This window comes from Pantoea sp. RIT-PI-b, assembly GCF_001187905.1.
GTDB classification, from domain to species: domain Bacteria; phylum Pseudomonadota; class Gammaproteobacteria; order Enterobacterales; family Enterobacteriaceae; genus Pantoea; species Pantoea nemavictus.
This window is the reverse complement of sequence record NZ_LGIS01000016.1, coordinates 18,487-42,107: the sequence shown is the minus strand read 5'-3', so window position 1 is coordinate 42,107 and position 23,621 is coordinate 18,487. Positions and strand designations below refer to the sequence as shown.

The 23,621-nt window shown below is 53.0% G+C and carries 20 protein-coding genes; 11 read left to right on the top strand and 9 right to left on the bottom strand.

The window, feature by feature from the left end; translation table 11 throughout:
- Positions 1-4: 4 nt before the first annotated feature.
- The 6 genes from AC790_RS09840 to AC790_RS09815 form a co-directional block, all read right to left on the bottom strand.
- Positions 5-445 (bottom strand): hypothetical protein, encoded by a 441-nt coding sequence (locus AC790_RS09840; RefSeq protein WP_049851641.1) that lies wholly within the window; start codon positions 443-445, stop codon positions 5-7.
- Between the two features lie 139 nt (positions 446-584).
- Entirely contained in the window at positions 585-1,295 is a 711-nt protein-coding gene (locus tag AC790_RS09835) for an SDR family oxidoreductase (RefSeq protein WP_049851640.1), read from the bottom strand.
- A 95-nt stretch (positions 1,296-1,390) separates the two neighbouring features.
- Complete coding sequence (locus AC790_RS09830; RefSeq protein WP_049851639.1) at positions 1,391-2,032, bottom strand: RES family NAD+ phosphorylase; 642 nt, start codon at positions 2,030-2,032, stop codon at positions 1,391-1,393.
- On the bottom strand, positions 2,025-2,720 hold the full coding sequence (locus AC790_RS09825) for an antitoxin Xre/MbcA/ParS toxin-binding domain-containing protein (protein WP_049851638.1): 696 nt from the start codon (positions 2,718-2,720) through the stop codon (positions 2,025-2,027). The genes AC790_RS09830 and AC790_RS09825 overlap by 8 nt, the downstream gene beginning before the upstream one ends.
- Before the next feature lie 204 nt (positions 2,721-2,924).
- The gene (locus AC790_RS09820; RefSeq protein WP_049851637.1) at positions 2,925-4,295 is read right to left on the bottom strand and encodes an amidohydrolase; all 1,371 of its coding nucleotides are present in this window, start codon (positions 4,293-4,295) and stop codon (positions 2,925-2,927) included.
- Positions 4,296-4,382: 87 nt separating this feature from the next.
- Complete coding sequence (locus tag AC790_RS09815; protein ID WP_049851636.1) at positions 4,383-12,998, bottom strand: GH36-type glycosyl hydrolase domain-containing protein; 8,616 nt, start codon at positions 12,996-12,998, stop codon at positions 4,383-4,385.
- Between the two features lie 272 nt (positions 12,999-13,270).
- Between AC790_RS09815 and AC790_RS24975 the strand changes: the two genes are divergently transcribed.
- Together AC790_RS24975 and AC790_RS09810 are read left to right on the top strand one after the other, a co-directional pair.
- Complete coding sequence (locus AC790_RS24975) at positions 13,271-13,432, top strand: YnfU family zinc-binding protein (RefSeq protein ID WP_162838739.1); 162 nt, start codon at positions 13,271-13,273, stop codon at positions 13,430-13,432.
- Positions 13,433-13,456: 24 nt separating this feature from the next.
- The gene (locus AC790_RS09810) at positions 13,457-13,762 is read left to right on the top strand and encodes a hypothetical protein (RefSeq protein ID WP_235440737.1); all 306 of its coding nucleotides are present in this window, start codon (positions 13,457-13,459) and stop codon (positions 13,760-13,762) included.
- Between the two features lie 14 nt (positions 13,763-13,776).
- Here the strand turns inward: AC790_RS09810 and AC790_RS09805 are convergent, their stop codons facing one another.
- A complete protein-coding gene (locus AC790_RS09805; protein WP_049851635.1) occupies positions 13,777-14,049 on the bottom strand; it encodes a hypothetical protein in 273 nt (90 codons plus the stop codon).
- Positions 14,050-14,244: 195 nt separating this feature from the next.
- Between AC790_RS09805 and AC790_RS09800 the strand changes: the two genes are divergently transcribed.
- Together AC790_RS09800 and AC790_RS09795 are read left to right on the top strand one after the other, a co-directional pair.
- Complete coding sequence (locus tag AC790_RS09800; RefSeq protein WP_009128031.1) at positions 14,245-14,721, top strand: ferritin-like domain-containing protein; 477 nt, start codon at positions 14,245-14,247, stop codon at positions 14,719-14,721.
- Between the two features lie 303 nt (positions 14,722-15,024).
- A complete protein-coding gene (locus tag AC790_RS09795; RefSeq protein WP_049851634.1) occupies positions 15,025-15,435 on the top strand; it encodes a hypothetical protein in 411 nt (136 codons plus the stop codon).
- Positions 15,436-15,466: 31 nt separating this feature from the next.
- Here the strand turns inward: AC790_RS09795 and ampR are convergent, their stop codons facing one another.
- The gene (ampR, locus tag AC790_RS09790; protein WP_049851633.1) at positions 15,467-16,360 is read right to left on the bottom strand and encodes a LysR family transcriptional regulator AmpR; all 894 of its coding nucleotides are present in this window, start codon (positions 16,358-16,360) and stop codon (positions 15,467-15,469) included.
- Positions 16,361-16,469: 109 nt separating this feature from the next.
- On the opposite strand from ampR, the gene ampC reads away from it, so the two are divergent.
- A complete protein-coding gene (ampC, locus tag AC790_RS09785; protein WP_072093416.1) occupies positions 16,470-17,609 on the top strand; it encodes a class C beta-lactamase in 1,140 nt (379 codons plus the stop codon).
- Positions 17,610-17,647: 38 nt separating this feature from the next.
- Here ampC and AC790_RS09780 read toward each other — a convergent pair whose 3' ends face one another.
- A complete protein-coding gene (locus AC790_RS09780; RefSeq protein ID WP_049851632.1) occupies positions 17,648-18,598 on the bottom strand; it encodes a MurR/RpiR family transcriptional regulator in 951 nt (316 codons plus the stop codon).
- Positions 18,599-18,888: 290 nt separating this feature from the next.
- Here AC790_RS09780 and AC790_RS09775 point away from each other — a divergent pair, with 290 nt between their 5' ends.
- The 6 genes from AC790_RS09775 (at position 18,889) to AC790_RS09750 (ending at position 23,563) form a co-directional block, all read left to right on the top strand.
- On the top strand, positions 18,889-19,194 hold the full coding sequence (locus tag AC790_RS09775) for a PTS sugar transporter subunit IIB (RefSeq protein ID WP_049851631.1): 306 nt from the start codon (positions 18,889-18,891) through the stop codon (positions 19,192-19,194).
- Positions 19,195-19,253: 59 nt separating this feature from the next.
- A complete protein-coding gene (locus tag AC790_RS09770) occupies positions 19,254-19,595 on the top strand; it encodes a PTS lactose/cellobiose transporter subunit IIA (protein ID WP_049851630.1) in 342 nt (113 codons plus the stop codon).
- Positions 19,588-20,901 (top strand): 6-phospho-beta-glucosidase, encoded by a 1,314-nt coding sequence (locus AC790_RS09765; protein ID WP_049851629.1) that lies wholly within the window; start codon positions 19,588-19,590, stop codon positions 20,899-20,901. The genes AC790_RS09770 and AC790_RS09765 overlap by 8 nt, the downstream gene beginning before the upstream one ends.
- Before the next feature lie 31 nt (positions 20,902-20,932).
- On the top strand, positions 20,933-22,285 hold the full coding sequence (celB, locus tag AC790_RS09760) for a PTS cellobiose transporter subunit IIC (protein WP_049851628.1): 1,353 nt from the start codon (positions 20,933-20,935) through the stop codon (positions 22,283-22,285).
- A gap of 514 nt (positions 22,286-22,799) precedes the next feature.
- Positions 22,800-23,054 carry a biofilm development regulator YmgB/AriR family protein gene (locus AC790_RS09755; RefSeq protein ID WP_049851627.1) on the top strand — a complete coding sequence of 85 codons (255 nt, stop codon included), beginning with the start codon at positions 22,800-22,802 and terminating at the stop codon, positions 23,052-23,054.
- A 167-nt stretch (positions 23,055-23,221) separates the two neighbouring features.
- Complete coding sequence (locus tag AC790_RS09750; RefSeq protein ID WP_049851626.1) at positions 23,222-23,563, top strand: hypothetical protein; 342 nt, start codon at positions 23,222-23,224, stop codon at positions 23,561-23,563.
- The last annotated feature ends 58 nt before the right edge of the window (positions 23,564-23,621 follow it).

Below are 23,621 nucleotides of genomic sequence, written 5' to 3'. Positions count from 1 at the left end.
ACAACTACTCGGCATCGCTGGATTTGGCGGCATTCGCCTCTGGCTGCGGACGATCGCCGCGATCATCACGACGATCATGCCAATCGCAACGTCCGTGATGTCCACGGTGACCAAAGCGATCGCGGCGATGCTGCATAAACTCTTCACGCTGCTCCGGCGTCATTTGCATCCAACGCTCGTGCATGCGACGACGCGCCATGCCGAACATGCCGGGACGAAAACCTAAACCACCAAACAGAATGCGGCACAGTGCCAACAATCCCAGCGCCTGCCAGAAGCCGATGTTTTTGACACCGACAATACCCGGCAACAGCGCATTCCACAGCGACATCACCAGCAAACCAAGCGCAGCGATAATCACCGCACCCAGCAATAGCGGTTTCGCCAGGCGGTGTCCGCCAAAATGATCTCCACGATGGTGTCTGCGCATATCAAAATCTCTCATTGTTTGTTCCTCATTACATTAACGGATAATTGCTTGTGATGAGGTAGACGAATGAGCGGTGAAGATATTGCTAAAAAGATGAAAAAATAAAAGGCTGCCAGTTGGCAGCCCTGAAGTGAACCTGTTTTTTTTCGCTAAATCAACGCTTTGCTTTATCTCTGCGCGGACGAATAACGATATCGGCAATCTGCGTATCTTCAGGACTATCGATAATAAACCGCACGGCGCGCGCCACGGATGAGGCGTCGAGATACTCTTGTGGGTTGATCGGTGCGTGATTACCGGCGCGCGCGCGTGAAGCCTGATTCATCGGCGTATCGGTTGGACCGGGCGCGACCGTCGCCACGCGCACGCCATGCTCGCTCTCTTCGCTACGTAGCGCATGCGCCAGCGCGGTGAGTGCAAATTTTGACGCAGAATAGACGACGTGTCCGGCCAGCGCCAACGTCCCCGAACCGGAGTTGATAAACACCACTTTACCGTGAGATGCACGCAGTGCGGGCAAGGTTAGACGCGTAAGTTCGGCCGGTGCAATGACGTTAATATTTAAGTGCTGTTGCCACAGTTCTGGCGTAGCCGAAAAGGTAGTGCTGAGTATTGATATCGCCGCCGAATGCACCAATACATCGACCCGTTCAAGCGTTGCGGCAAAGGCGGCCACGGCGGCAAAATCCGTGATATCCAGCGCCAGCGGAATCACATTCGCTATCGCATCCAGCGCCTGGAGCGTTTGCGGATTACGCCCGATGGCATAAACCTGATGATCGCTCGCCAGCAGTTTTACGGTTTCCAGACCAATGCCGCTGTTGCCGCCGGTAACAATCGCGACTGGTAATGTTGGTGTTGTCATAAGTCCCTCTCCTGTAGATGATCGCAGGCTAAGGAAAAGCCTACAGCGAGGCAAATACCTAAATTAGCTATGAATAGTTGATGGGTGGATTTGTTTTAGTTGATTAACACCAAAGCCATTTCATCAGCCAAATCTTCCAGTGCGGCGAGTAAAGGCGGTGACTGCGATGCCGGTAAAGATGATGCTACTGGCATAAGTGCATCCACATTAACGCGATCGCCAAACAACATCAGCGCTTTACCACCATGTTGACGCGAAGCCCAACTCAAACCTTGCGCATTGGGATTAGCTTCATAAAGTGCTGCCGCCCAGCGCTGGGTAATCTTGTAATGATCGGCCATTGAGCCGAGCAAGAGCGTGGTCGTAATGCCGAGAAGCTTAAGGCTGCGAGGATTGAGGTCAAGAAGGGCAAGGGGGGCGCGGGGTAATAGACGGCTGTGCATTACTAATTCAAGCCTACGCATATCAACCGGATAGCCCGCACATTTTAGGGGTAAGTCCCTCAACAGGGTTTCCATCAGTGCAACGGCCACATTCTCGCCGGCGTATAAAGTAGGCACAGTGCGGCCATCGCGAAGAATCAGCGGGCTAAAGCGCGCCTGACCAAAACCAGGGTTAAATTCAGCCGCACCAAACTGCCGGGCATGTACGCGATCAAAATGACAGCCTGTTGGCCAGATTGTTGGGCGAAGTAGGGCATTCTCAGGCGGAAAGGGGACGTTCACCCAATCAGCCATTGATGGGTCCTTCAGCTTCAGCCTGTGCTGCTTTGAGTACATCACTCGGCCGCCTTGCCAACAGATCGATGGGGCGCGCACCGCCTAGCCAACTGTTGGGGGCGTGGAACCAAAAAGCGATTGCCCAGGATGACTTACTGTCACCAAAAACGGCGAGGATAGGCTTCATTATCGGCAGCGGTTGGCCACCTTCGTCCAAAGCCCAGGAAGGGAACCAATCCCGACCGGCCTCGGTGACTGCAAAAATCTTACCCGCCTTCTTCCAGCGATTAGCTTGCGCCGCCGGATTACTTTTTGCTGCCGCATCGCCGCGTAATGCGCTAAGTTCTCTGGCCGTTAACCAGTGACCTTCGTTAAAAACCTTATGGCGGAGGGCCTCAAGGCGACGATAGTTACGATCGGTGAAGGTGTCATTTTCTTGCTGGCTAATCTTGCTAACCGACAGGTCTTCAACGACTGGCACCCGAGCTTTAATACCCGCTAACGTGGCGACTGCGCTTTCTACCGCAATGATCAATTCCGGCAACACGCTATTACGTGGCAAGCGGACCAGCAGATATTCACTGGCTTCATCGTGTGGAATATCTTCCAGTGCGATCGCTTCTGTAGGTGTCGTATTCATCACTTCATCCACGGAAAAAAGTGTGAAGCGGCGATTATCCTGTCCTGCTGTTGTGCGAGTTTTCATAACGCCCTCCGGGAGTGATAATGGTGATATTCGTGATGAAAATGATTTTATTGCGTAAATATAACACATATCACGAATATCACCATAATGCTTATACACTCGATTAGGTAGAGCATTTTCCCATGCTCGCTATTCACTTGGTGTTATGAATGGCGCCCTTAGAGGATTTATAAGGTGCGCAATAATGCGCACCTGTCCAGAGATTCACACCTTCGCTAGCGCACCAAACGTCTGCTTGCCGTTATAGAAGGTCGCCATCACCGGTGCGATGTGCGCCACGGCTTCGGCGGAGCAGCTGGCGTTGACTAACATCATCGTCGCCGTGTCTTGCGCTTTCGGCCATTGCCGCTCGCCCTCGCTGTTCAGCGGTAACACTTCGTTGGTGGCGATGCCTAACGCGCGGCTAAGTGAATACTCATCCGGGCCACGATACAGCTGCGAATAAACGTTGGCCTTTTCCAGCATGCTACCGCTGCCAAAAGGCTGCCAGTGATCGGCGATGGTGTCGGTGCCAGACCACACCGGTACGCCTGCCGCACGCAGCTGGGGCAAGGGCATGATTACGCGGCCAATCGGTACCGTGGTGGCGATGCTGAACTGTTGCTCCTTCAGTTGCTCAATCATGGCGGCCAGTTCGTTACCCTGTAACGTGCCCAACGCGAAGGCGTGACTGAGGGTGACTTTGCCTTTCAGTTGCGGGTTTTCCATCACGGTTTTCAGCATATAGCGGATCGCTGCCACGCCGTGCGGTTCGGTTTCGTGCAGATGAATATCGATTGGTGCCGCAAAATCGATCGCAATTGAAAACAGGGTATCCAGCGACTTCTCCATCGCGCCGTCAACGTTAGTGGGATCGAGTCCACCGACATAATGTGCGCCCATTTTCATCGCTTCTCGCATCATGCCTTCCACTTTTGAACGTAATAAACCGTGCTGCGGGAAGGCGACAATGTTGGCGTGAAAATCGTCGCGATGATGGGCAATCGCCTGCTGCAGGTGTTCCAGACCTTGTAACTTACTAACCGGGTCGATATTGCAATGACTGCGCGCTGCGCTACTGCCTTTGGATTGCAACAGACCGATCAGCTTCTCGGCACGGATTTCAGAGGTGGGCACCAGCTCAGGCAAAATCTGCTCTTCCTGATGAATCATATCGATGACGCTGTGACGCGGCAGCGGCGCGCGCCAGCCTTCACCGTAGAAAGTCTTATCAAGATGAATGTGCATGTCACGCGTGGCGGGCAGCAACAGATAACCGGCGGCATCCCACGTGGGAAGGCTGCGACTGACACCCGCAGCATGAATGGCGACAATGTTTCCGGCACTCACTTCGATGTCATACAAACCGGTGCGTGTGGCCGTAATTACCTCATTTTTGCGTATAAACGCCTCTTCCAGTCGCACGTTGCGTAAAAGATAGTGGCTGGCATCAATGCGACTGAGATTGACGGTTTGGCAAGTCTGGGCGGCGAAGGCGCTGCTGCTCATACCGGCACTAAGTAAGGTGCCAGCAGCGGTAAGCTTCATGCCCGCTGACAGAAAATCCCGGCGATTTCCGGGAGATAAGATGCTCATGGCTAATTCTCCTTGTAGGGGAGAATTACCCTAAAATAGCCGCTTAGCGCGTGCTGCACTATTTTCCACTGCTAGCTATGGCAAAAACTAATGAGCCGAGTGATGGTTACCGTCCGAGATAATCCTCACCTGATGGTGTCCGGCTGCGCTGCTCAAGGTGATCTGGTCGGCGGCACAACGCTCATTATCCAGCCACAGCTGGTAATCCCCTGACGCACGCGTGATATCAATCTCATAAACGCCTTCACCCTCGCGATAGATCACTTTTACGCCCGGCCACGCCGCCGGAAGACGCGGCCGCAGCTGCAGCTTATCGCCATGGCGGGTGATACCCAGCAGGCTCTCGATGATGAGCTGATAGGCCCAGCCTGCAGAGCCGGTGTACCAGGTCCAGCCGCCTCGGCCTTCATGATTCTCGGCGCTGTAGACATCGGCGGCCATCACATAAGGTTCCACCTTGTAGGTTTCTACATCAGCGGCATTCAGGCTGTGATTGATTGGGTTGATCAGCGCCAGCAGCGCCCAGGCGCGGTCGACCTGGCCCATTTCGGCAAATGCCATGATCGCCCACAGCGCGCCGTGAGTGTACTGGCCGCCGTTTTCCCGGATGCCCGGTAGATAGCCACGGATGTAGCCAGGATTGGGGCCAACGCCGTTAAATGGCGGCGTCAGCAGCCTAATCAATCCGTTATCGCTATCGACCAGTTGCCGATCGAGCGCCTGCATCGCCGAGGCAGATTTGGCTTGATCGCCCGCGCCCGACAGCACTGACCAGCTCTGGGCGATGGCATCGATACGGCACTCGGCGTTGCTGTGCGACCCCAGCGTTTCACCGCTGTCGAAGTAGCCGCGCAGAAACCATTCGCCATCCCACGCAACCTGGTTGAGCGCGGTTTTTAACTCATCGGCCTGGCGCTGACACAGGCTGGCGGTCTCGGTTTTCCCAAGGCGTTCTGAGAGTGCAGCAAAGCGGGTAAGCACGGTGTAGAGGAAAAAGCCCAGCCAGACACTTTCGCCTTTGCCGGCGATGCCGACCGCGCTCATGCCGTCATTCCAGTCGCCAGATCCCATCAGCGGCAGCCCATGCTCACCAAAATTCAGGCCATGCTTGATGGCGCGTAACGCATGATCCCACAGGTTTTCACTCTGTTGGCTGATGTTCGGCAGGCTATACACCGATTCCTCCTCAGCAGGCAGAGGTGGTGCTTCAAGATAGGCAACCTGCTGTTCGAGTAGCGCCAGATCGTCCGTGGCGCTGATGTAATGACAAAGCGCAAAGGGGAGCCAGAGGTAATCATCCGAACAGCGCGTTCTGACACCGCGTCCTGAAGGTGGATGCCACCAATGCTGCACATCGCCTTCAATAAACTGTCGCGAGGCACACAACAGCAATTGATCGCGCAGCAGCTGCGGTGCGGCATGGGTGAGAGACAGCGTATCCTGCAACTGATCGCGAAAGCCGAAGGCGCCACCCGACTGATAATAGCCGCTGCGTGCCAGTAATCGGCTGGCCAGGGTTTGATACAGCAACCAACGATTCGCCAGCAAATTCACCGCGCGATCGGGAGTAAACACTGCCACTTTATCTAACAGGCCGCGCCAATGTCTTTTGACTCTCTCCAGCTCGGCTTCCGCGCGATCGGTCGGCAGGAACTGCTGCATTAGCGCCAAAGCCGATCCGCTATCTTCTGCCGCGCCTAAAACAAAGACGAAGGTGCGCGTATCGCCATCAATGAGCGTGGTCAGCGTCTGCAGGCTGGCGCAGGGATCCAGGCATGCACCGGTATTACCCGAAAGTCCGCGCGCTTGCATCATCGCCGGGTTACGCGTCGAGCCATTACGGCCGAGGCATTCAAGACGATTGCCGCTGAAGGCGATTTGATTGCCCGATGCGGCAAAGAACGCAGTGCGAGTCGAGCCAGCACTGACGTAAGGATTCACCGCAAGGATGGCGCTGCCAGACTCAACGTTCGCCGAGGAGGTCTGTACATGGCGTGCAGACTGGCTTACCAGTTCACCTAACACCCATTCAACGTAGCCGGTAATCGACATATAACGGGTTCTGCCGGATAGGTTGCTGAGCTGAATCAGGGTAATTTTCGCCGCATCTTCACCGGCGACAAAGGTGGTGATGCTGCTACAAATGCCTTGCTCCTGGTGCATAAAGCGGCTGTAACCCATGCCGTGCTGGGTTAAATAATCGCCTTTACCGCGCAGCGGTAGCGGCATCGGCGACCAGACATCGCCGCTCTCTTCATCGCGCAGATAAAAGGCTTCGCCCGAGGTATCGCTTACCGGATCGTTATGCCACGGCGTCAGCCGATACTCATGCGCATTTTCATACCAGCTGTAAGCCTGGCCACTTTCAGAGATCACGCTGCCAAACTGCTTGTTGGCCAGAACGTTACACCAGGGAGCAGGCGTCTGATGCTCCTCAGGCAGCAAAATATGATACTCGCTGCCATCCGCGTTATAGCCGCCGGTGCCGTTAAACAGCTGCAGGGTGTCAGGCTTCGTGAAGCTGACGGGCGCAGGCGCGGCATGTTTAGCGGGCAGGAAGTGAGCGGATGGCGGCGTGGGCTGAAGTTTTAATAGCACCGTGAGCTGATCGGCTAAACTGCCGTGACGTCCTTCCAGCACTACGGCCGCCACGCTGAGTAACAGCGTGATGTCCTCAAACACCAGGTGATCGCTTTGGCGGATGAAGATGCCGCCAGGTTTGTCGGTAAGCTGCTGGACATCTCCGCTGGCAATCATCTTAACCAACTGGTTTTGCAGCAGTTGCTGATAGCCTCCTTGCTCACCGTTGAGGATGACTAAATCCACCGTTAGCCCTTTTTGCCGCCAGTATTGATGCGCCTTAATCAAGTTACTCACCAGACTGAGTTGCGTACCGTTTTCAATGCGCACCAGCACAATAGGCAGATCGCCCGACAGCGAGTGGCGCCACAAGGCGGTCTGGCCCAGACGATTCTGCAGCAAACGTTGACTATCGCCGCGCATTTCAGGACTGGCAAAAATCACCGCGCTGGCGAGTTGGTTATACAAACTGGCATCTTCAGCGGCGATATTGAGCTGACGCAGCGCCACCTGGCTGTGCGACGCCGCCATTTCAAACACCCGATTGGCGTAGACGTTATTGCGATACTTCTCTATCAGCGCCAGGCAGGCGGCACGCTGCTCGGTGACGCCATACAGCAGATCGAGCGTGATGGATTTACCGGGCTTGAGCTGAATTTTCTGGCGAATGGAGAGCAGCGGATCAAGCACCGATCCCGCACTGCCGCTGAGGACGCCGCCGGGCGCAACGGCTTGTGGATTGGCGGTGGTATTGCCACGGCCAATAAACTGCGCGCGATCGGTTTCATAGTGGGTGTCGCGCTCGCTCGTGCCATGAATCAGCAGGGCGTGAAACATCCACACCGGATCGGTTTTGGCTTCGCGCGGACGGCGATGCGTTAGAATCGCCTCAAGCTCGGCAACAATCTCGGTCTGCACGAACAGGTTGCTGAACGCCGGATGTGCCAGATCGCTGGCAGCAGGCGCCAGCACCACTTCGGCATAACTGGTGATATCGATTTCGCGCAGCTGGCGTGAATGGTTGGTCAGGACCAGGCGGCGGATTTCCACATCATCTTCCGGTGATACCACCACATGTAGACGTGCGCTGAGGCTTTCACTGCGCGCCTCAAACTCCGCGCCGGCGTTGGTGAAACGCGCCAGATGCTGCGCCTGTGTAACGCCGCTCGGCTGGAATGTTGGGCTAATTACCTCGCCGGACTGGCGATCGCGGATATAGCAGAAGATACCATGCTGGTTGCAGGTGCCATCCGCGCGCCAGCGGGTTAACGCCAGCCCTTTCCACAGGCTATAGCCGGTGCCAGATTGCGTGACCATCACGTGGTAATTGGCGTTCGACAGCAGTTGCAATTGCGGCAGATGTGCGGCCGCACCGCTAAACTCGCGCAGTTCGGGCGCGTCAGAGCGCGGCTTATTATCTGAGTTGTCGACAAACTGACGACGCGGCGTATAGAGCTCAATGTCGTCCGGCACTCGCTCCTGCAGCAGTAAGTATGAGGACTGGAAGCGTGCACTCGACATGAAACGCTCCACCATCGGCGCATTGAGTAGCAGATGCGAAATCGCCAGTAATCCCATGCCCTGGTGATGCGCCATGTAGGTTTTAACGGCGACAAATTGCTGACCGCGCGCCAGCCGATGAGCAGTAAAGTCGAGCGCCTCATAAAATCCATACTTACCGCAGGCACCCATTTTTTTCAGCTTCATCAGGTTATCGATGGCCTGAAGCGGCAGCACCATTAACGCCAGCATCGATGCGTAGGGCGCAACGACATGATCATCGCTCAGGCCGCGCTTCAGGCCCAGTTCCGGCGTACCAAACGCTTTGTATTGGTAGTTCTGACTATCATCAAAGGCGGCGTAAGCCGATTCTGACACCCCCCACGGAATCTGCGCGGCTTCGCCAGAGGCGATTTGTTGCTTCACTGCGGATAACGCCATTTTTTCCAGCAGCGTATCCGGGTACACCGGCATCACCAGATGCGGCATCAGATACTCGAACATCGATCCGCTCCACGACATCACCGCCGGTTGGTTATCAAGCTGCGTGAATAAACGGCCCAATACGAACCAGCTTTTTACCGGAAGCTGATTGGCTGAGATCGCAAAGTAATGTGTAAGCCGCACTTCGGAGGGGAAGAGGTCATAGCTGCCTTTATCGAGCAGGCCGCTGTCGAGGCTATAACCGACGCTGAGCAGCGCGGTGCTCTCAACATAGAGAAAGCGGAAATCCATTTTGGCGTGATCGTCCAGTCGACCTTCCAACTCCAGTAAGGTCGCCATACGTTCCCGCGCCGCCCACATCACCGGAGCCGATTGCTGCGCGTCCAGCTCAGGATAATGCGTACCTAATTCGCTCAGCCACAGAAGTGAAGGCAAGGTGGCAGGCAGCGTATGTTCAGGAGTAATCCAGCTGAAAAACAGCGCCCACTCTTGCTGAAAATCGACAAGCTGACGGATGAACAATTCAAACCATTTCACCTGCAGCAGCGGCATCTTCATCTGCGCCAGCAAAATTTCACTCAGCGTAATCAGGGCGGAGAGTTGATGAGTGATGGCAGCAGGTGCAGCCTGTTGCAGCACCACAAACTGTTCGGCCACTTCATCCCAGCGGTCATTGCGTTCGGCACCGAGCTGCGTTTTAGCCAGTAACAAGGTGTCGTTTAAGCCCGCCATGATGACCGCCAATGACAGCAGCGGCTGCTGTTTCCACTGCGCCAGTCCAGCCTGCAAGGTTGCCAGATGCGCCGCAAGGTTGCCGCTGTCCACGGTGGAGACGTAGCGCGGCTGCAGCGGTTTAAGCGTGTAGGTGTCATACCAGTTGTAGAGATGACCCCGAAAATGCTCCATGCGATCAAGACTGTCGAGCGTGGCGAGGGTGCGCGAAATCACCTGTTTCTGCGTCACGTAACCAAAATCCCAGGCCGTTAACGTGGCAAGCAGTGACAGGCCAATATTGGTTGGCGACGTGCGGTGCGCCACGGTGGGCTGCAGCACCTCCTGGAAATTATCCGGCGGTAAGTGGTTATGCTCGGCGGTGACGAAGTCATCAAACCACGCCCAGGTATGTCGGGCGCTAGAACGTAAAAACTGCTGCTGCTCAACCGAGAGCTTTTTCTGGCGGGCTTCGGCCGGTTTACTTAAGCGCCATAACAGCCACGGTGTTGCCAGCCAAAGCAGTGCCAGCGGCACGACCAATGCGGTCAATGAGGGGTTGAGCAGGACGGTCAAAAGTGACAGTGCAACGCCGGCCAGTGGATTAATCCACATAGCGCGATAGAAATGACGCAGGGTCGGGACATTTGCGGCACTGCCAGCCGAGGCACTTTTCCATTCATTCAGAAATTGCCCGCTCACGTTGAGTCGCCACAGCGTGATAATAATCGCTTTCAGCGACCAGTAACTTTCATGCGGTAAGGTCGCCAGGGTGAGTCCCGCTCTGCTCAGTCGCGTCAATGCATCGGTGGCGAGGATAGATAAATGATGTTGCCAGGCGCGCTTTTTACTTTTGCGCATGCCCTCAATGCCCAGCGCCAGAATGCCAGGTAGTAGCAGGAAGAGGACGATGCAACTGAGCCAAAACAGGGGATTAGCTACAGTGGTGAAGCTCAGGCAGATCAGCAGCAGCAATGCCGGTGCCACCAGGCTACGTCGCAGGTTATCGAACAATTTCCAGCGCGAAAGCGCGCTGAGCGGATTAGGCTGATGGCCGCCATCTTCAAGACGCACCTGCAGCCGCAACCAGTTAAGTAGCTGCCAGTCACCGCGCACCCAGCGAAAACGGCGCGCGACATCGCTCAAATAGTTGTCAGGGTAATGTTCATACAGCACCACATTGCTGACCACGCCGGATCGCGCATAACAGCCCTCAAGCAGGTCATGACTGAGCACCAGATTTTCCGGGCAGGTATTACGCGTCGCGCGCGAAAACGCTGCCACATCATAGATTCCCTTGCCGACAAACGAGCCTTCGCCAAACAGATCCTGATAGATATCTGATGACATTGAGGAGTAAGCATCATTTCCGGGCACGCTGCTGGAAAGGCGCGCGTAGAGGCCTTGTCCGAACGGTGGAATCTCTTCCGCCAGGCGCGGCTGAAGAATGGCGTAACCTTCCACCACGCGGTTTAAGCGCTCATCGAAAACGGGGGCATTCAGCGGGTGCGCCATGATGCCAATTAGCTTGTGGGCGGTTTCACGCGGCAGGATAGTATCGCTGTCGAGGGTGATGACGTATTTCACCGTGCGCATTTGCGCCTGATTGGCACCGACGATGACGTTAAACATCTCCGCTTCACCCTGCAGCCAGCGATTCAACGCATGCAGTTTGCCGCGCTTGCGCTCGTAACCCATCCATACGCCCTGCGACGGGTTATGTACCCGATTGCGGTGCAGCAAGGTAAACAGCACATCGTGGTTGGCTTTACTACTGTAGCGTCGGTTCAGCGCCTCAATTTTCAGCACCGCATAGCCAATGACTTCATCATCCTGCACCTCATGTTCGGCCACGCTGTCGGTGAAATCGGCCAATAGCGCAAACGAAATGTTGTCGAGGGCATTGCCGAGATAGCTGGTTTCCAGCGAGCGTAACAGGGTATCCGTGCCGGTTTTTGTGCTGATCAGACAGGGAATCACCACCAATGTGCGGTCGCCATCGGGCACCGCCTGTTCGAAATTGAGGCGTGGCAAAGGAACCGGATGGCGGGTGCGTGTCGTGACCTCGCTCAGCAGCTGCAGGGCGAGCTGACTGCTGATTAAGATCACCGCTGGCACTAATAAGATCCACAGCACCACAGACATACCGGCGTGATGGGTGACCAGCAGTGTTTCGGCGCTAAAGGCGGTGGTGAGTAGCGTCAGGCTGCCTAACCAGGAGAGAAGCGGCGTCTGACTCAGGTGATGGCGTGCCTGACTCAGCAAGGAACTGCGCGGCTGCAGCTGTTGCTCAAGCTGCGTGCGCCCTTTATCCAGCAAGAAATAACCGATATGTTGCTGGCGCGGCGGCAATCCAGCCTGACGACACAGCGTCAGTGCCTGATTGGCGACTGCAAGCTCATCAAATTGGCTCTGTCGCGCTAACTCCTCTATCACATGGCGATATTGATCGCGGCTGTCAAAGTGCATCTGCGGATAAATCCCCGCCGGATCCTGCACCAACACCTGTTCCACCAGACTCAGCGATTCAACAAAATCCTGCCAGTTGATTTCACCCAGCTGACGGAGTCCGGTAATACTGTTGCTGACGGAAAGCTGGCTCAGCGACAGCTGGCGGTTAAATTGTTCAATCACATCCGCGGTATTACGGCCGGTATTAAGCAGATGTTGTTCAACCCAGGTTAGCGCCAGTGAGTGATTCTGGCCATTGAGCTTGCGCGCCAGTTCAGCGACAAAGGCTCCGGACAACTGCTCATTTTTGTGCGCCATCTCAGCAATTACCTGAATGACGCGGGTGGCATCTTTGGCCGAATGATGAACGATCTCATCAATCCACGCACCCGCCTGGCTTCTTTCCAGATGAATGTCGGCTACGCCCTGGGCAATGCGCGCAAGGTTATCGAGTAACGCAAAGCGCAGCATGGCTGGCAGCGCCCAGAGCTCACCCATTAGCAGCGGGGTAACGCGCTGATAGGCTTGAATAAAGCGTGATAACACCGCCGATTCAAGACGACCGTCGCTGTGGCTGATCATCTCATCAGCAATCGCCTGAATGCGCAGCGTGTGGCTAGGTTCGGTTAACGCGGGCAATCCCTGACCAAATTTGGTCGGCAGTAGTTGGCGTACCATGCGAATCTGCTCTTCGATAATATAGAAATTATCCAACAGCCATTCGCCGGCAGGCGTCAGATTACGCTTATCACCGGTACTTAATATTTCCGCACTTTTTATCAGCGCCTGCTCGTTCTCTGCCAGACGTTGCAATAATTTATAACTTTTCTTCGCTGTAGAGAGGTGATGAGTTTTTGCTAATCGCGCGCCATAATTTTCCATTTGCTGCTCGGAAAAAACATCTGGCCGGTTCGCCTGATAAATGCCGCTTTCATGTAAAAATTCAATACTGGTACGTTCCGTTGCCGGCAGCGCACTACTGTTTATGATCAACCCGGTGGGAAGTTTATTTTTCATAATGGCATCACAAAAAAATCCAATGGATTATAAAAGCCAACACTATCAACAGGAAATTGACGGCATGAGGGAAGGTGAGGGAAATTAATGATTCTATTGGAAGTATAGCGTTAAATGCATTTAACGTCTGGTTTAAAAAGTAAAACTAAATTTAAAACATTTAACTGAGCGTATTGATGGAGTTGAGTGGTTTTAATCTTAACGTAAAGGGTTTGTCGGCGTGAAAAAAATCTGGTGTGTTAGAATGAGTTATCTGAAAAAGGAAAATAATTATGAGCTGGTTAAACCAATTTTTAGAAACGCTGGGACGCCGCGAGGTAAAAGCGCAATGTCCGGTGTGTAAAAAGTTTTGCTCACAATCCTCAATAAAACAAGCACGCGGTCAGGCAATGTTGTGCCCGCACTGTAAATCGTTATTTATCATGGAAGAATAAATATTATTGCTTCGTCACTTCTGCATGTTAATCGATGAAATGATTCGGCCTGGTATTCAAAATATTGATGAAAAGGTTAAAGCTATGCGCCATATCCTTGAATGGATTGATTTAAATGAACAAGCACCAGGCTATAAGCAGGAGTGTATTGTGCAATTTGAAAGCGGCGAAGTGCAGGGCGGCTGGCTGTATGGCGGCCAGTCGCGTAGCGGTGAGCATATTTTTCTTGAATCGCATGCTGAGTATGAAGTGAGTATGGATGTCGCTTTCTGGATGTCACTGCCACCTGCGCAACCAGAGCAGTTAGCGGCTTTTCCTCCAACGATATGAATACAGTAAAATAATTATTTATCATATTCGATAAATGCACGCTGCGCTTCGGCCTTGTCGACAAATTGAAATGATTGCGGATGTATTAATTTCTCATCACAATACCAAATGTCATTTACACGTTTAAATTTGTCACCCTGATGAAATGATTGATCATTGTCTAAACGCATCACGGCATATTTACCGCTGGTAAAGGCAACTTCATACAAAGAAATTAAACTGAGTGACGATAGAGATCGTTCATGAACGATCTCGCAGCACAGTTCAGGAATGCTACTCTTTTTCATTGTTTCGTCTCCAGATTCGCTTTACCTAAGTCTGGCAATGATTTTAATAATGTGGCGGGTTTATTTTTCAGGCTTCGCTTGTGAATTAACGATTGTTAACCATGATTAAGTCAGGCTTATGTGCCAGCGGGGATGAAGATTATCCCGCACCCACAATTTTATCTGACGATTTAAACGATTATAAAAGGTAATAATATGACGATTAAAACATTACAAGATCTGTTCGTGCATGATTTATCCGATATTTATAGTGCAGAAAAACAGATCACTAAAGCACTGCCAAAAATGATTCGCGCGGCGACCGATCCTAATCTAGTCGCTGCGTTTAAACAGCATCTGGAAGAAACGCGTGGTCAAATTGAACGTATTGATCAATTGGTAGAGCTTACCGAAGGTGTGCAGATTAAACGCATGAAATGCCATGCGCTGGAAGGATTAGCCGAAGAGGCGCAGGAAATTATTGATGAAGTTGAACAGGGCCCGGTGAGAGATGCTGGCCTGATTGGCGCTGCGCAAAAAGTCGAGCATTACGAAATCGCTACATACGGGACGTTACGCGCATTAGCGCTGAAACTCGATTATCAGGATGCGGCTAAGTTGCTGGGTGAAACGCTGGAAGAAGAAAAAGCCACCGACGAAAAACTGACGCTGATTGCTGAAGAGCAAGAGTGATTTTAGTGAAAGATAGCTTGCCTTACGCACCTCTGCGTGAGGCTTCTTGCCTTGGATAAAACCCTCGACGCTTCTAACATCGCATGCTGCTAATGACAGCCCTCTCATTGACTCTATCTATGTTCCATCTCCGCTACTTGCGCGATCGTAACGGCATTACTGGGCATATCCTTATTTCACGTGTTAGAAACTTCCGGTAAAGCCTGATGCAGATCAAGGTATGGCAATAGCGGGTCGCCTACCTTACGCTTCGTAAAGAATTGTCAATTCGGTCTGTACGCAATGTCTAACGGGAGAGAAGTAATGATCACAAAATTTTTACGCGGTGCACTGCTGCTGATAGCGATCATGGCAGTGAGTCCAGCACAGGCTATCAGCGCTGCGCATCGTTCTGCCCTTGAACGTTCGGGATGCGACATGCAAACAGAGGCAACCTGGTGCGATATTCACAAAACCAAAGCGCAGAATGAGGCTAATCATCCTGCTGCTGAGCAGATAAAAAATACGCAGGAAGCTGAGCGCCGCAAGATCGTTTCCTTTCTGGAATCACGTGTTGTGGCACAACCTAAAGCGCGTGCTTTTGCGGCACTGGTGGAACAGGGTTTCATGCGTGAAAATGATGGCGATTATTTCAAAATTACCGATCGTTCAGCGTGGCACGTGTTGATGACATTCAACGCGGATGGCAAGGTTGAAACTGCTGACCTTAAGTAGCGGATGAATATTACTTTTTCCTGAAAACACCCTAAGATGTACTCCGTTTATCCCCGCCAAACTGTTCACTTAACCAGACTGAAAACGCCGTCATGGCGGCGCTTTCGCTGCGCGACTGCAATCGCGTAAGCCAATAGCTTCCCAGATTGATCTCCGCATTAAAGGGGCGCACCAGCCGTCCGGTTTGCAGCAAGTGACTGAAGATGTTCACCGGCGCTAACGCTACGCCGGCTTCCTGCATCGCCGCTTCAATCATGGTTAACGACGAATCAAAAATCATCACTGGATGAGCGGGAGAAGGCGGATGCTCGTTGATGCTTTGCAACCATTGGCTCCACTCATCACGGCGAAAAGATCGCAGCAGGGTGAATTTGTGCACATCAGCAGGTTGCTGCAACTGCCGGGCGATGGGCGGGCTACACAACGGTGACAACGGGGCGGGGCAAATACACTTAGCCTCGGTGCTGTGCCACGCCCCGCTGCCAAAGCGAATGGTGTAATCGTGACCTTCTGCTGCTGGATCGACGCGATTGTTATGGGTGGAGAGCTGCAGCTCAATATGTGGATGCCGTTGATTGAAGTCATTCAGGCGCGGCAGCAGTAAACCCGTGGCGAAGCTGCCCACTACGCCAACCTTTAATTTTTCACGCATTCTACCCGCTGAAAAGCGATCCAGCGTATCGGCAATGCGATCGAAAGAGTCATTCAACACCGGCAGCAAACTCTCACCTTGCGGCGTCAACATCAAGCCGCGTGAAACCCGGACAAACAGCGGGCAGCCGAGCTGCTGCTCCAGTGATTTCACCTGCTGGCTCACCGCCGCATGGGTAACGTGCAGTTCAATCGCAGCGTTAGTAAAACTTAGATGACGTGCGGCGGCTTCAAAGGCTCTCAGCGCATTAAGTGGGATATAAGGGCGAGTCACGGCTTTACCTGTAAGATTTTCTTTTATCTGCCACTAAAATTAACCGTTTGTTGCCCGCTGTCAAATTGGGCAAACTGCAGGCGAAATAACCACCCGGAAGACTAATAATATGAAATTGATTTCTCGCACCCTGCTAGCGACGCTGCTGGCATCGGTTAGCGCAATCAGCATGGCCGCCCAACCTGAGGTTGAAGCCAGCGTGAGCCAAACCATCAAACCCTTAATGCAACAGCAAGCGATTCCCGGCATGGCCGTAGCGGTGATAGTGAAAGGCCAGCCTTACTTTTTCACCTGGGGCCTGGCAGATATACAACACCCGCTTCCGGTTACGACAGACACGCTGTTTGAACTCGGATCGGTAAGTAAAACCTTCACCGGTGTCTTGGGCGGCGTGGCCGTAACCAAAGGCGAAATTAAGCTTAGCGATGCTGCTAACACATACTGGCCGGCACTTAATGCACCGCAGTGGCGTCCTATCACGCTGCTGCAACTGGCGACCTATACCGCAGGCGGCCTGCCGTTACAGGTTCCCGATGCGGTCACTGACGAAGATAAGTTGGTGAATTTCTATCAACAGTGGCAGCCGCAATGGCAGCCCGGCGCCACCCGACAATATGCCAATAGCAGCATCGGTCTGTTTGGTTTACTGGCGGTGAAACCCAGCGGGCTGTCATTTGAACAGGCGATGCAACAACGCGTGTTGACGCCGCTGAAGCTCGATCACACCTTTATCAGCGTGCCGCAAAAAGAGCAAAAACGGTATGCATGGGGCTATCGCGACGGCAAGCCGGTGCGCGTTTCGCCTGGCATGCTGGACGCCGAAGCCTATGGCGTAAAATCGTCGATAAAAGATATGGCGCGCTGGATGCAGGCCAATATGGATCCGCAGCAGGTTGAGGACAAAACTTTGCAGCAGGCTCTCGAGCTAGCGCAAACGCGTTTTTACCGCACCGCGGCTCTCTATCAGGGATTGGGCTGGGAAATGCTGGATTGGCCAGGTCAGGCAGCAATGACTGAGAAGGGCGCAGACAATAAGGTAGCGCTCGGCGCGCAGCCGGTATTAGATGCCAGGCCACATCCGCGCGTGAACGCATCATGGGTACACAAGACCGGCGCCACTGGCGGCTTCGGCGCTTATGTCGCCTTTATCCCAGAGAAGCAGTTAGGTATCGTCATGCTGGCCAATAAAAATTACCCGAACACTGAGCGGGTAAAAGCCGCGATGCAGATTTTAACGGCGTTGCAGTAAGCGTGAAGGGGGCGAATTATCGCCTCTTTTTTTACCAACTACAGAATGTCTTGCAGTCCAGCTTCCAGCCGATCCAGCGCAAATAAAATACCGTAGCGACGCGCATTTTCCGTAGCGGGCAGCGGTAGCCAGATATCAGCCTGACTGGCGAGATCCAGCGATGCTGAACAGAGCGCAATCACCGTTGTTTTTTGAATATGCGCATGGTGTACCGCACTGAGCATGTGGCTGTTTACGGCGGCAGGCGCGAGAATCAGCAGGAGGTCATCCGGCTGCAAACGACTCAGCGTCATGCTGAGCAGATTGTCATCCTGAATCCAGGCAATAGCCAATCCGGCCTGATGCAGTCGCTGATGAACTTCAGCCACCAGCGGCGTTTGTGGCCCCGATGCACCAATCAGTAATACGCTTCTGGCCCGGCGCAACGTATCCGCCGCACGCTGCCAGGTGGTGGTGTCTGCCAGCGCGTATTGCTGCATCAGTGCCTGATTGATTGCCTCAAGTGGTGCAATGCCGCGGGTGCTACGTAACTGCGAAGCCTGTGCCAATCGCATGCGTAAATCGCGGATATCTTCGCAACCCAGTGAACGAGCAAAGCGGGTGATGGTGGCGGCGCTCACCTCGGCGCGTGTGGCGAGCTGCTCGATGGTGGCCGAAGCCGCAAACGCCGTGTCGCCCAAAATCGTTTCGGCGACGCGCTTCTCCTGCTGACTGAGCGAGGCATGCCGCTGACGGATGACGGCAATAAATTCACTGTCCTGCTGCTGGCTCGCTTTACGCACCTGATGCAAAAAATCATCGAGATCGCGACAACCCGCCGACGCCGCAAAGCGACGCAGCACTTCCTGGCTGACGCCCGCCTGTGCGGCAAGGTCATCCATGGTGACGTGCACACTGGCTTTTAGGTTTGCCAGAATAAAACGCGCCAGTTTCGATTCCGGCGCATCCGCGCGCTCCGACTGCTGCCGCAACTGCCAGACAATATCCATCAGATCATCACTTCCTCAATAGCGAATGCCCATCATGCATGAAATTATTTTTCATGTTGAGGTTTTTTTCATCTTTTCGGAAGGCTATTAAGCAATTAATCGGCTTTTTAAATGTTAAATTACGGTTAAGATCACACTGATGAAAAATATTTTCATGTCGTTTTAATGATTAAACAATTGAATATTAATGCTTAAAATCTTTTTCATTAGAAACCCTCTGCCCCCAACCACTTTACAGCCTCTCTGAGACAGGTCTTAAATGCCCATGACGAATAATCGGAGGAGAAGATATGCGCATCGTACTTTGCTGTGCTGCAGGTATGTCGACCAGCATGCTGGTTAATAAAATGCAGAGCGCCGCGCTAGGACGCGGGCTGAAAATTGATATCAAAGCGGTACCGGTAGCGGAGTTTGAACGTATTCTGCCGGATGCCGACGTAGTTTTGCTGGGCCCACAGGTCCAGTTTGAAGCGCCCAGACTTAGCGCCATCGCCGCACCGCTGGGCAAATCTGTTGCCGTCATCGACATGATGGATTACGGCATGATGCGTGGCGAGCAGGTGCTCGATAAAGCGCTGGCGTTACACGCCTCCTAACCTTCCGTTTTACCCAATCCGACTGATATGACACGGCCCAGTGCTGTGGGGGATTTTGCATGTCTGAAACCGTGGCAATCGAGTTTGAAGAAGCAATTATGCTGCTGTTGGTGCAGGCCGGTGCGGCGCGCAGCGCAGCAATCAGCGCGCTGCGTCTGGCGCGGGAAGGGCTGTTTAGCGAAGCACAGCAGCAGCTGGCGGCAGCGAACGCGAGCATCAGCGCTGCGCATCAGCAGCAAACCGCGTTGATAAGTCTGGATGAAGGCAGCGGCAAACTGCCGGTAACCCTGATCCTGGTGCATGCCCAGGATCATCTGATGAACGCCATGTTGATACAGGATCTGGCGGGCGAAATCATTGAACTCTACCGCCGCACTGCGGCAGGAGGAATAGATGCTTAAGATGGCAATTATTGGTGGTGGCAGCAGCTATTCACCGGAGCTGGTAGAAGGGATTATCAATCGTTATGCGCAATTGCCGGTCACCGAACTGGCGCTGGTGGATGTGGAGCAGGGGCGTGAAAAGGTCGAGATTATTGCCGATCTTACGCGTCGTATGCTGCAGCAAAACGGACTGGAACAGGTAAAAGTCAGCGTGCATTTTGCACTGGATGAGGCGATACGTGGCGCCAGTTTTGTCCTGACGCAGCTGCGCGTTGGCCAGTTAGCCGCGCGCGCTGCGGATGAGCGGCTAGGACTAAAATATGGTCGCCTCGGGCAGGAAACCACCGGCGTTGGGGGTTTTGCGAAAGCGCTGCGCACCATTCCGGTGATGCTCAACATTGCGCGCAAAGTCGAAGCGCTGGCGCCTGATGCTTTTATTATTAACTTCACCAATCCGGCAGGCATCGTTACCGAAGCGGTATCGCGCTATAGCAAGGCGAAGATCATTGGCCTGTGTAACGTGCCGGTCAACATGCATCACATGATTGCCAGCATGCTCGACGCGCCTTGGGATGATGTGCAGCTGCGCTTTGCTGGGCTGAATCATCTGGTGTGGGTACATCAGGTGACGTGTCGCGGTGAGGATGTTACCGCCCAGGTGATTGAGCAGCTGTGCGACGGCCAATCGCTAACCATGAATAACATCAAAGATATGCCGTGGTCACCGCAGTTCCTGCGAGCCCTCAAGGCCATTCCGTGCCCGTATCATCGTTACTACTGGCAAACACCGCAAATGCTGGCGGAGGAGCAGGAGAAAGCGCAAAACGGGCATGAAGGCACGCGCGCCGAGCAGGTGATGAAAGTGGAAGCCGAGCTGTTTGCCCTGTATGCCGACTCGCAGCTGGCGCATAAACCGGAGCAGCTCAGTTTTCGTGGCGGTGCATATTACTCGGAAGTGGCGGTCGATCTGATCAGCGCCATTCACAACAACAGCGGCAAAAATTTGGTAGTGAACTGCCGTAATGCGGGCGCGATTCATGGTCTGCCAGAGGATGCGGTGGTGGAAGTCAATTGCCTGGTGGATGCTCAGGGCGCTCATCCGCTGGTATTTGGTGAACTGCCACCGCTGATGAATGGCCTGACGCAACAAATCAAATCCTTTGAGCGCTTAACCATTGAAGCAGCGGTGCATGGCGATCGACAGCAGGCGCTGCTGGCGCTGGTTGGCAACCCGTTGGTCGGTGATGTCACCACGGCCGAGGCGTTGCTGGAAGAAGTGCTCACCCTGAATCAGCCGTGGCTGCCGCAGTTCGCCACGCCATAGTCCGTTGCGCCATTGAGCCAGAGGTATACCTATGTCTAACCATACTTTTATAGACCGTTATGTCTTGCCCGCCGCGCTGAAAGTTGCCGGTCAGAAGCATGTGCTCTCCGTGCGTGACGGCATTATTCTTAATATGCCGTTTATGCTCATTGGTAGTTTCTTCCTGATCTTCGCCTATTTGCCGATTCCGGCATGGGGCCATTTGATGGCGGATCTGTTTGGCGACACGTGGCGCAACAAACTGCTGTATCCGGTGCGCGCCACCTACGACATCATGGCGCTAATCTCCAGCTTCGGTATTGCCTATCGCCTGGCGGAAAAATACCGCACCCTCGATCCGCTGACCAGCGGGGCGATGGCCTTAGTAGCATTTGTGATGACCATTCCGCAGCAAACGCTGTTCGCTCCCGTTGAAGGTGCGCCCACGCAGTTGGTGACGGGCGTGCTGCCAATTTCGTTGATTGGCAGCCAGGGATTGTTTGTCGCAATTGTGATTGCGCTGCTTTCAACCGAAATTTACCGCTTTGTGCATGGCCGTAATCTGGTGATTAAGATGCCAGAAGGCGTGCCGCCCGCGGTAGCGAAATCCTTCCTCGCGCTGGTGCCTGGTTTCTGCGTGCTGGCGGTGGTGCTGGTGATTCGTCTGGTGGTGGAGGCATCGCCGTTTGGCGATATCAACAATCTGATTGCCACCGTCATTGGTTTGCCGATGCATCACGTCGGCGGTACGCTGCCTGGAATGATTTTCTCAGTATTGCTGATTGGTATTCTGTGGACGTTGGGATTGCACGGCGATGCCATTGTGCTGGTGTTTATTCAGCCGGTTTGGTTGTCGAACATGAGTGAAAATCTTGAGGCGTTTCAACACAACCAACCGATCCCACACATCTTCACTCAGCAATTTTATGATTTATGGATTGCACCGGGCGGTACCGGTGCGTTGCTGGGGCTGGTAATTTTTATGCTGATCCGCGCACGCAGTCGTCAGATGAAGCAACTGGGTAAGATTGCCGCACCAGCCGCGCTGTTCAATATTAGCGAACCTCTGGTGTTCGGTATTCCGCTGGTGATGAACCCGTATCTGTTCCTGCCCTTTATTTTGACGCCGGTGGTGTTAGTCATTGTCTCCTGGGCCGCGATGAGCAGCGGTTTAGTTGCGCCTCCCGCCGGTATTGCGCTGCCATTTACCACGCCGATTTTCGTTAGCGGGTATCTGGCAACCGGCGGGCATATTTCCGGCACCGTGCTGCAGGTGGTCAATCTAACGATTTCGCTGGTGATCTACTACCCATTCTTCCGTGTATGGGATCGCCTGAAGTTCCGCGAAGAGAAAGAGAGTCAGCAATTAAGCGAGACGGTAGCGGGAGATACGGTAACACCATAAAGGGTATTGCAGAGGCGCAGTAATTCGCGCTTCTGCAATTTAATGGCGGAGAACCGGCTTAACTCCAAAGGAGTAATAATCATTATTTGTGACTAATTTACAATTCTCTTTGCTCTCTAACTATCACGCAACTGACTGTTCTGGATGACTTTATTTTAACTGCTTAAATTAGCAGCGTTTTTTTACAAAGATAATTCTGTACTCTCAATGTGCATTTGTATATTTTTGTCATCCGGCGCGAAAGAGAAAATATCCTTCGTGCTAAACCTCAAAATATACTTACTTTCAGCAGGCTCTCTTGATAGATACTTTCTACTTCTTAAAAAATATTTTCCTCCTATTACCACCTATTCGGTTGTTAAAAAACCTTCGAACCACTGCTAAGCGCGACGTCCGCTTAACGGTGCCTGAATGTCTTAACTGAACAGAAAACGCCGTATTCACGCCGTTCACGACGATTTTGATTTAATTAGCACTCCACTTAATACTGGTATTAATTTACCAGGGAGCAGTCATGCAAAAAAATAATATTAGCACCGATTTTGTTAGCTATTTTAACTGTGGTTCAGTGCATTTAAAATCCGAGGCTGAAATTCTCGGCTCGGTTATTCGAACCCTGATTGCGGACAAGAAGAGCGTCACCAATAAGAACATTATTATGCATCTTATTGCTGAACTGGAAAGCACGCAAGACCGCGCTCTGCAGGAGTGTTTACGCAGTGCGCTGCAGATTGTCGTCGGGCGAACGCCGGACGATGCCGGTATTTAATATTGCGAGGAAGATAATCGTAAAATTAACATATTGGCTTTAAGAAGATGTTTTTTCCTGAATCAGGATTAATCTGACAGTAACACACCACGGTAATTGGGTTATGATAACTGGACAGACCAGGTTTAACTGGCAAGATCCAACCCCCAAAAATAAGTGATAATTAGATGAACTACAGCAATTTTGAAGCAAAGGTCAGCTTTTGGCCGCATATGCATTTCACCGCAATCGAAATGGCGCAGTGCGGCGAATTTTATGAAATATATGCCACCGATTTGAGTCGTCTTAGCAAGAGCAAGCTCTTCCTGGGCCGCACACATGATAAGCATCTGGCGGATACCTACTGCAAACATTTCGAAGAGTGGTTACCTAAAGTTAATCGCGCCATGAAATTGCGTACGGTTGCACCCTTAGCGTCAGGTAAGATTGCGCAAACCTTCACTAGCCAATGTGATTTGGAAACGCTGCCTGGCCAGGTTGATGCGAGTCGTAATAGCAACCATTGGTAAGTGGTGGCGGAAACATTACACCAGCGGTGCAATTTATTTGATTATGCATAAATCGCGC

Bases quoted from the DNA above. Each gene is read 5' to 3' on its own strand.
- ampC (WP_072093416.1), top strand. From the start codon at position 16,470: ATGAAATTGATTTCTCGCACCCTGCTAGCGACGCTGCTGGCATCGGTT.
- AC790_RS09835 (WP_049851640.1), bottom strand. From the start codon at position 1,295: ATGACAACACCAACATTACCAGTCGCGATTGTTACCGGCGGCAACAGC.
- AC790_RS09820 (WP_049851637.1), bottom strand. From the start codon at position 4,295: ATGAGCATCTTATCTCCCGGAAATCGCCGGGATTTTCTGTCAGCGGGC.
- AC790_RS09780 (WP_049851632.1), bottom strand. From the start codon at position 18,598: ATGGATATTGTCTGGCAGTTGCGGCAGCAGTCGGAGCGCGCGGATGCG.
- AC790_RS09795 (WP_049851634.1), top strand. From the start codon at position 15,025: ATGATCACAAAATTTTTACGCGGTGCACTGCTGCTGATAGCGATCATG.
- AC790_RS09800 (WP_009128031.1), top strand. From the start codon at position 14,245: ATGACGATTAAAACATTACAAGATCTGTTCGTGCATGATTTATCCGAT.
- AC790_RS09840 (WP_049851641.1), bottom strand. From the start codon at position 445: ATGAGAGATTTTGATATGCGCAGACACCATCGTGGAGATCATTTTGGC.
- AC790_RS09770 (WP_049851630.1), top strand. From the start codon at position 19,254: ATGTCTGAAACCGTGGCAATCGAGTTTGAAGAAGCAATTATGCTGCTG.
- AC790_RS09805 (WP_049851635.1), bottom strand. From the start codon at position 14,049: ATGAAAAAGAGTAGCATTCCTGAACTGTGCTGCGAGATCGTTCATGAA.
- celB (WP_049851628.1), top strand. From the start codon at position 20,933: ATGTCTAACCATACTTTTATAGACCGTTATGTCTTGCCCGCCGCGCTG.
- AC790_RS09810 (WP_235440737.1), top strand. From the start codon at position 13,457: ATGTTAATCGATGAAATGATTCGGCCTGGTATTCAAAATATTGATGAA.
- AC790_RS09825 (WP_049851638.1), bottom strand. From the start codon at position 2,720: ATGAAAACTCGCACAACAGCAGGACAGGATAATCGCCGCTTCACACTT.
- AC790_RS09765 (WP_049851629.1), top strand. From the start codon at position 19,588: ATGCTTAAGATGGCAATTATTGGTGGTGGCAGCAGCTATTCACCGGAG.
- AC790_RS09775 (WP_049851631.1), top strand. From the start codon at position 18,889: ATGCGCATCGTACTTTGCTGTGCTGCAGGTATGTCGACCAGCATGCTG.
- AC790_RS09750 (WP_049851626.1), top strand. From the start codon at position 23,222: ATGAACTACAGCAATTTTGAAGCAAAGGTCAGCTTTTGGCCGCATATG.
- AC790_RS09815 (WP_049851636.1), bottom strand. From the start codon at position 12,998: ATGAAAAATAAACTTCCCACCGGGTTGATCATAAACAGTAGTGCGCTG.
- AC790_RS24975 (WP_162838739.1), top strand. From the start codon at position 13,271: ATGAGCTGGTTAAACCAATTTTTAGAAACGCTGGGACGCCGCGAGGTA.
- AC790_RS09830 (WP_049851639.1), bottom strand. From the start codon at position 2,032: ATGGCTGATTGGGTGAACGTCCCCTTTCCGCCTGAGAATGCCCTACTT.
- AC790_RS09755 (WP_049851627.1), top strand. From the start codon at position 22,800: ATGCAAAAAAATAATATTAGCACCGATTTTGTTAGCTATTTTAACTGT.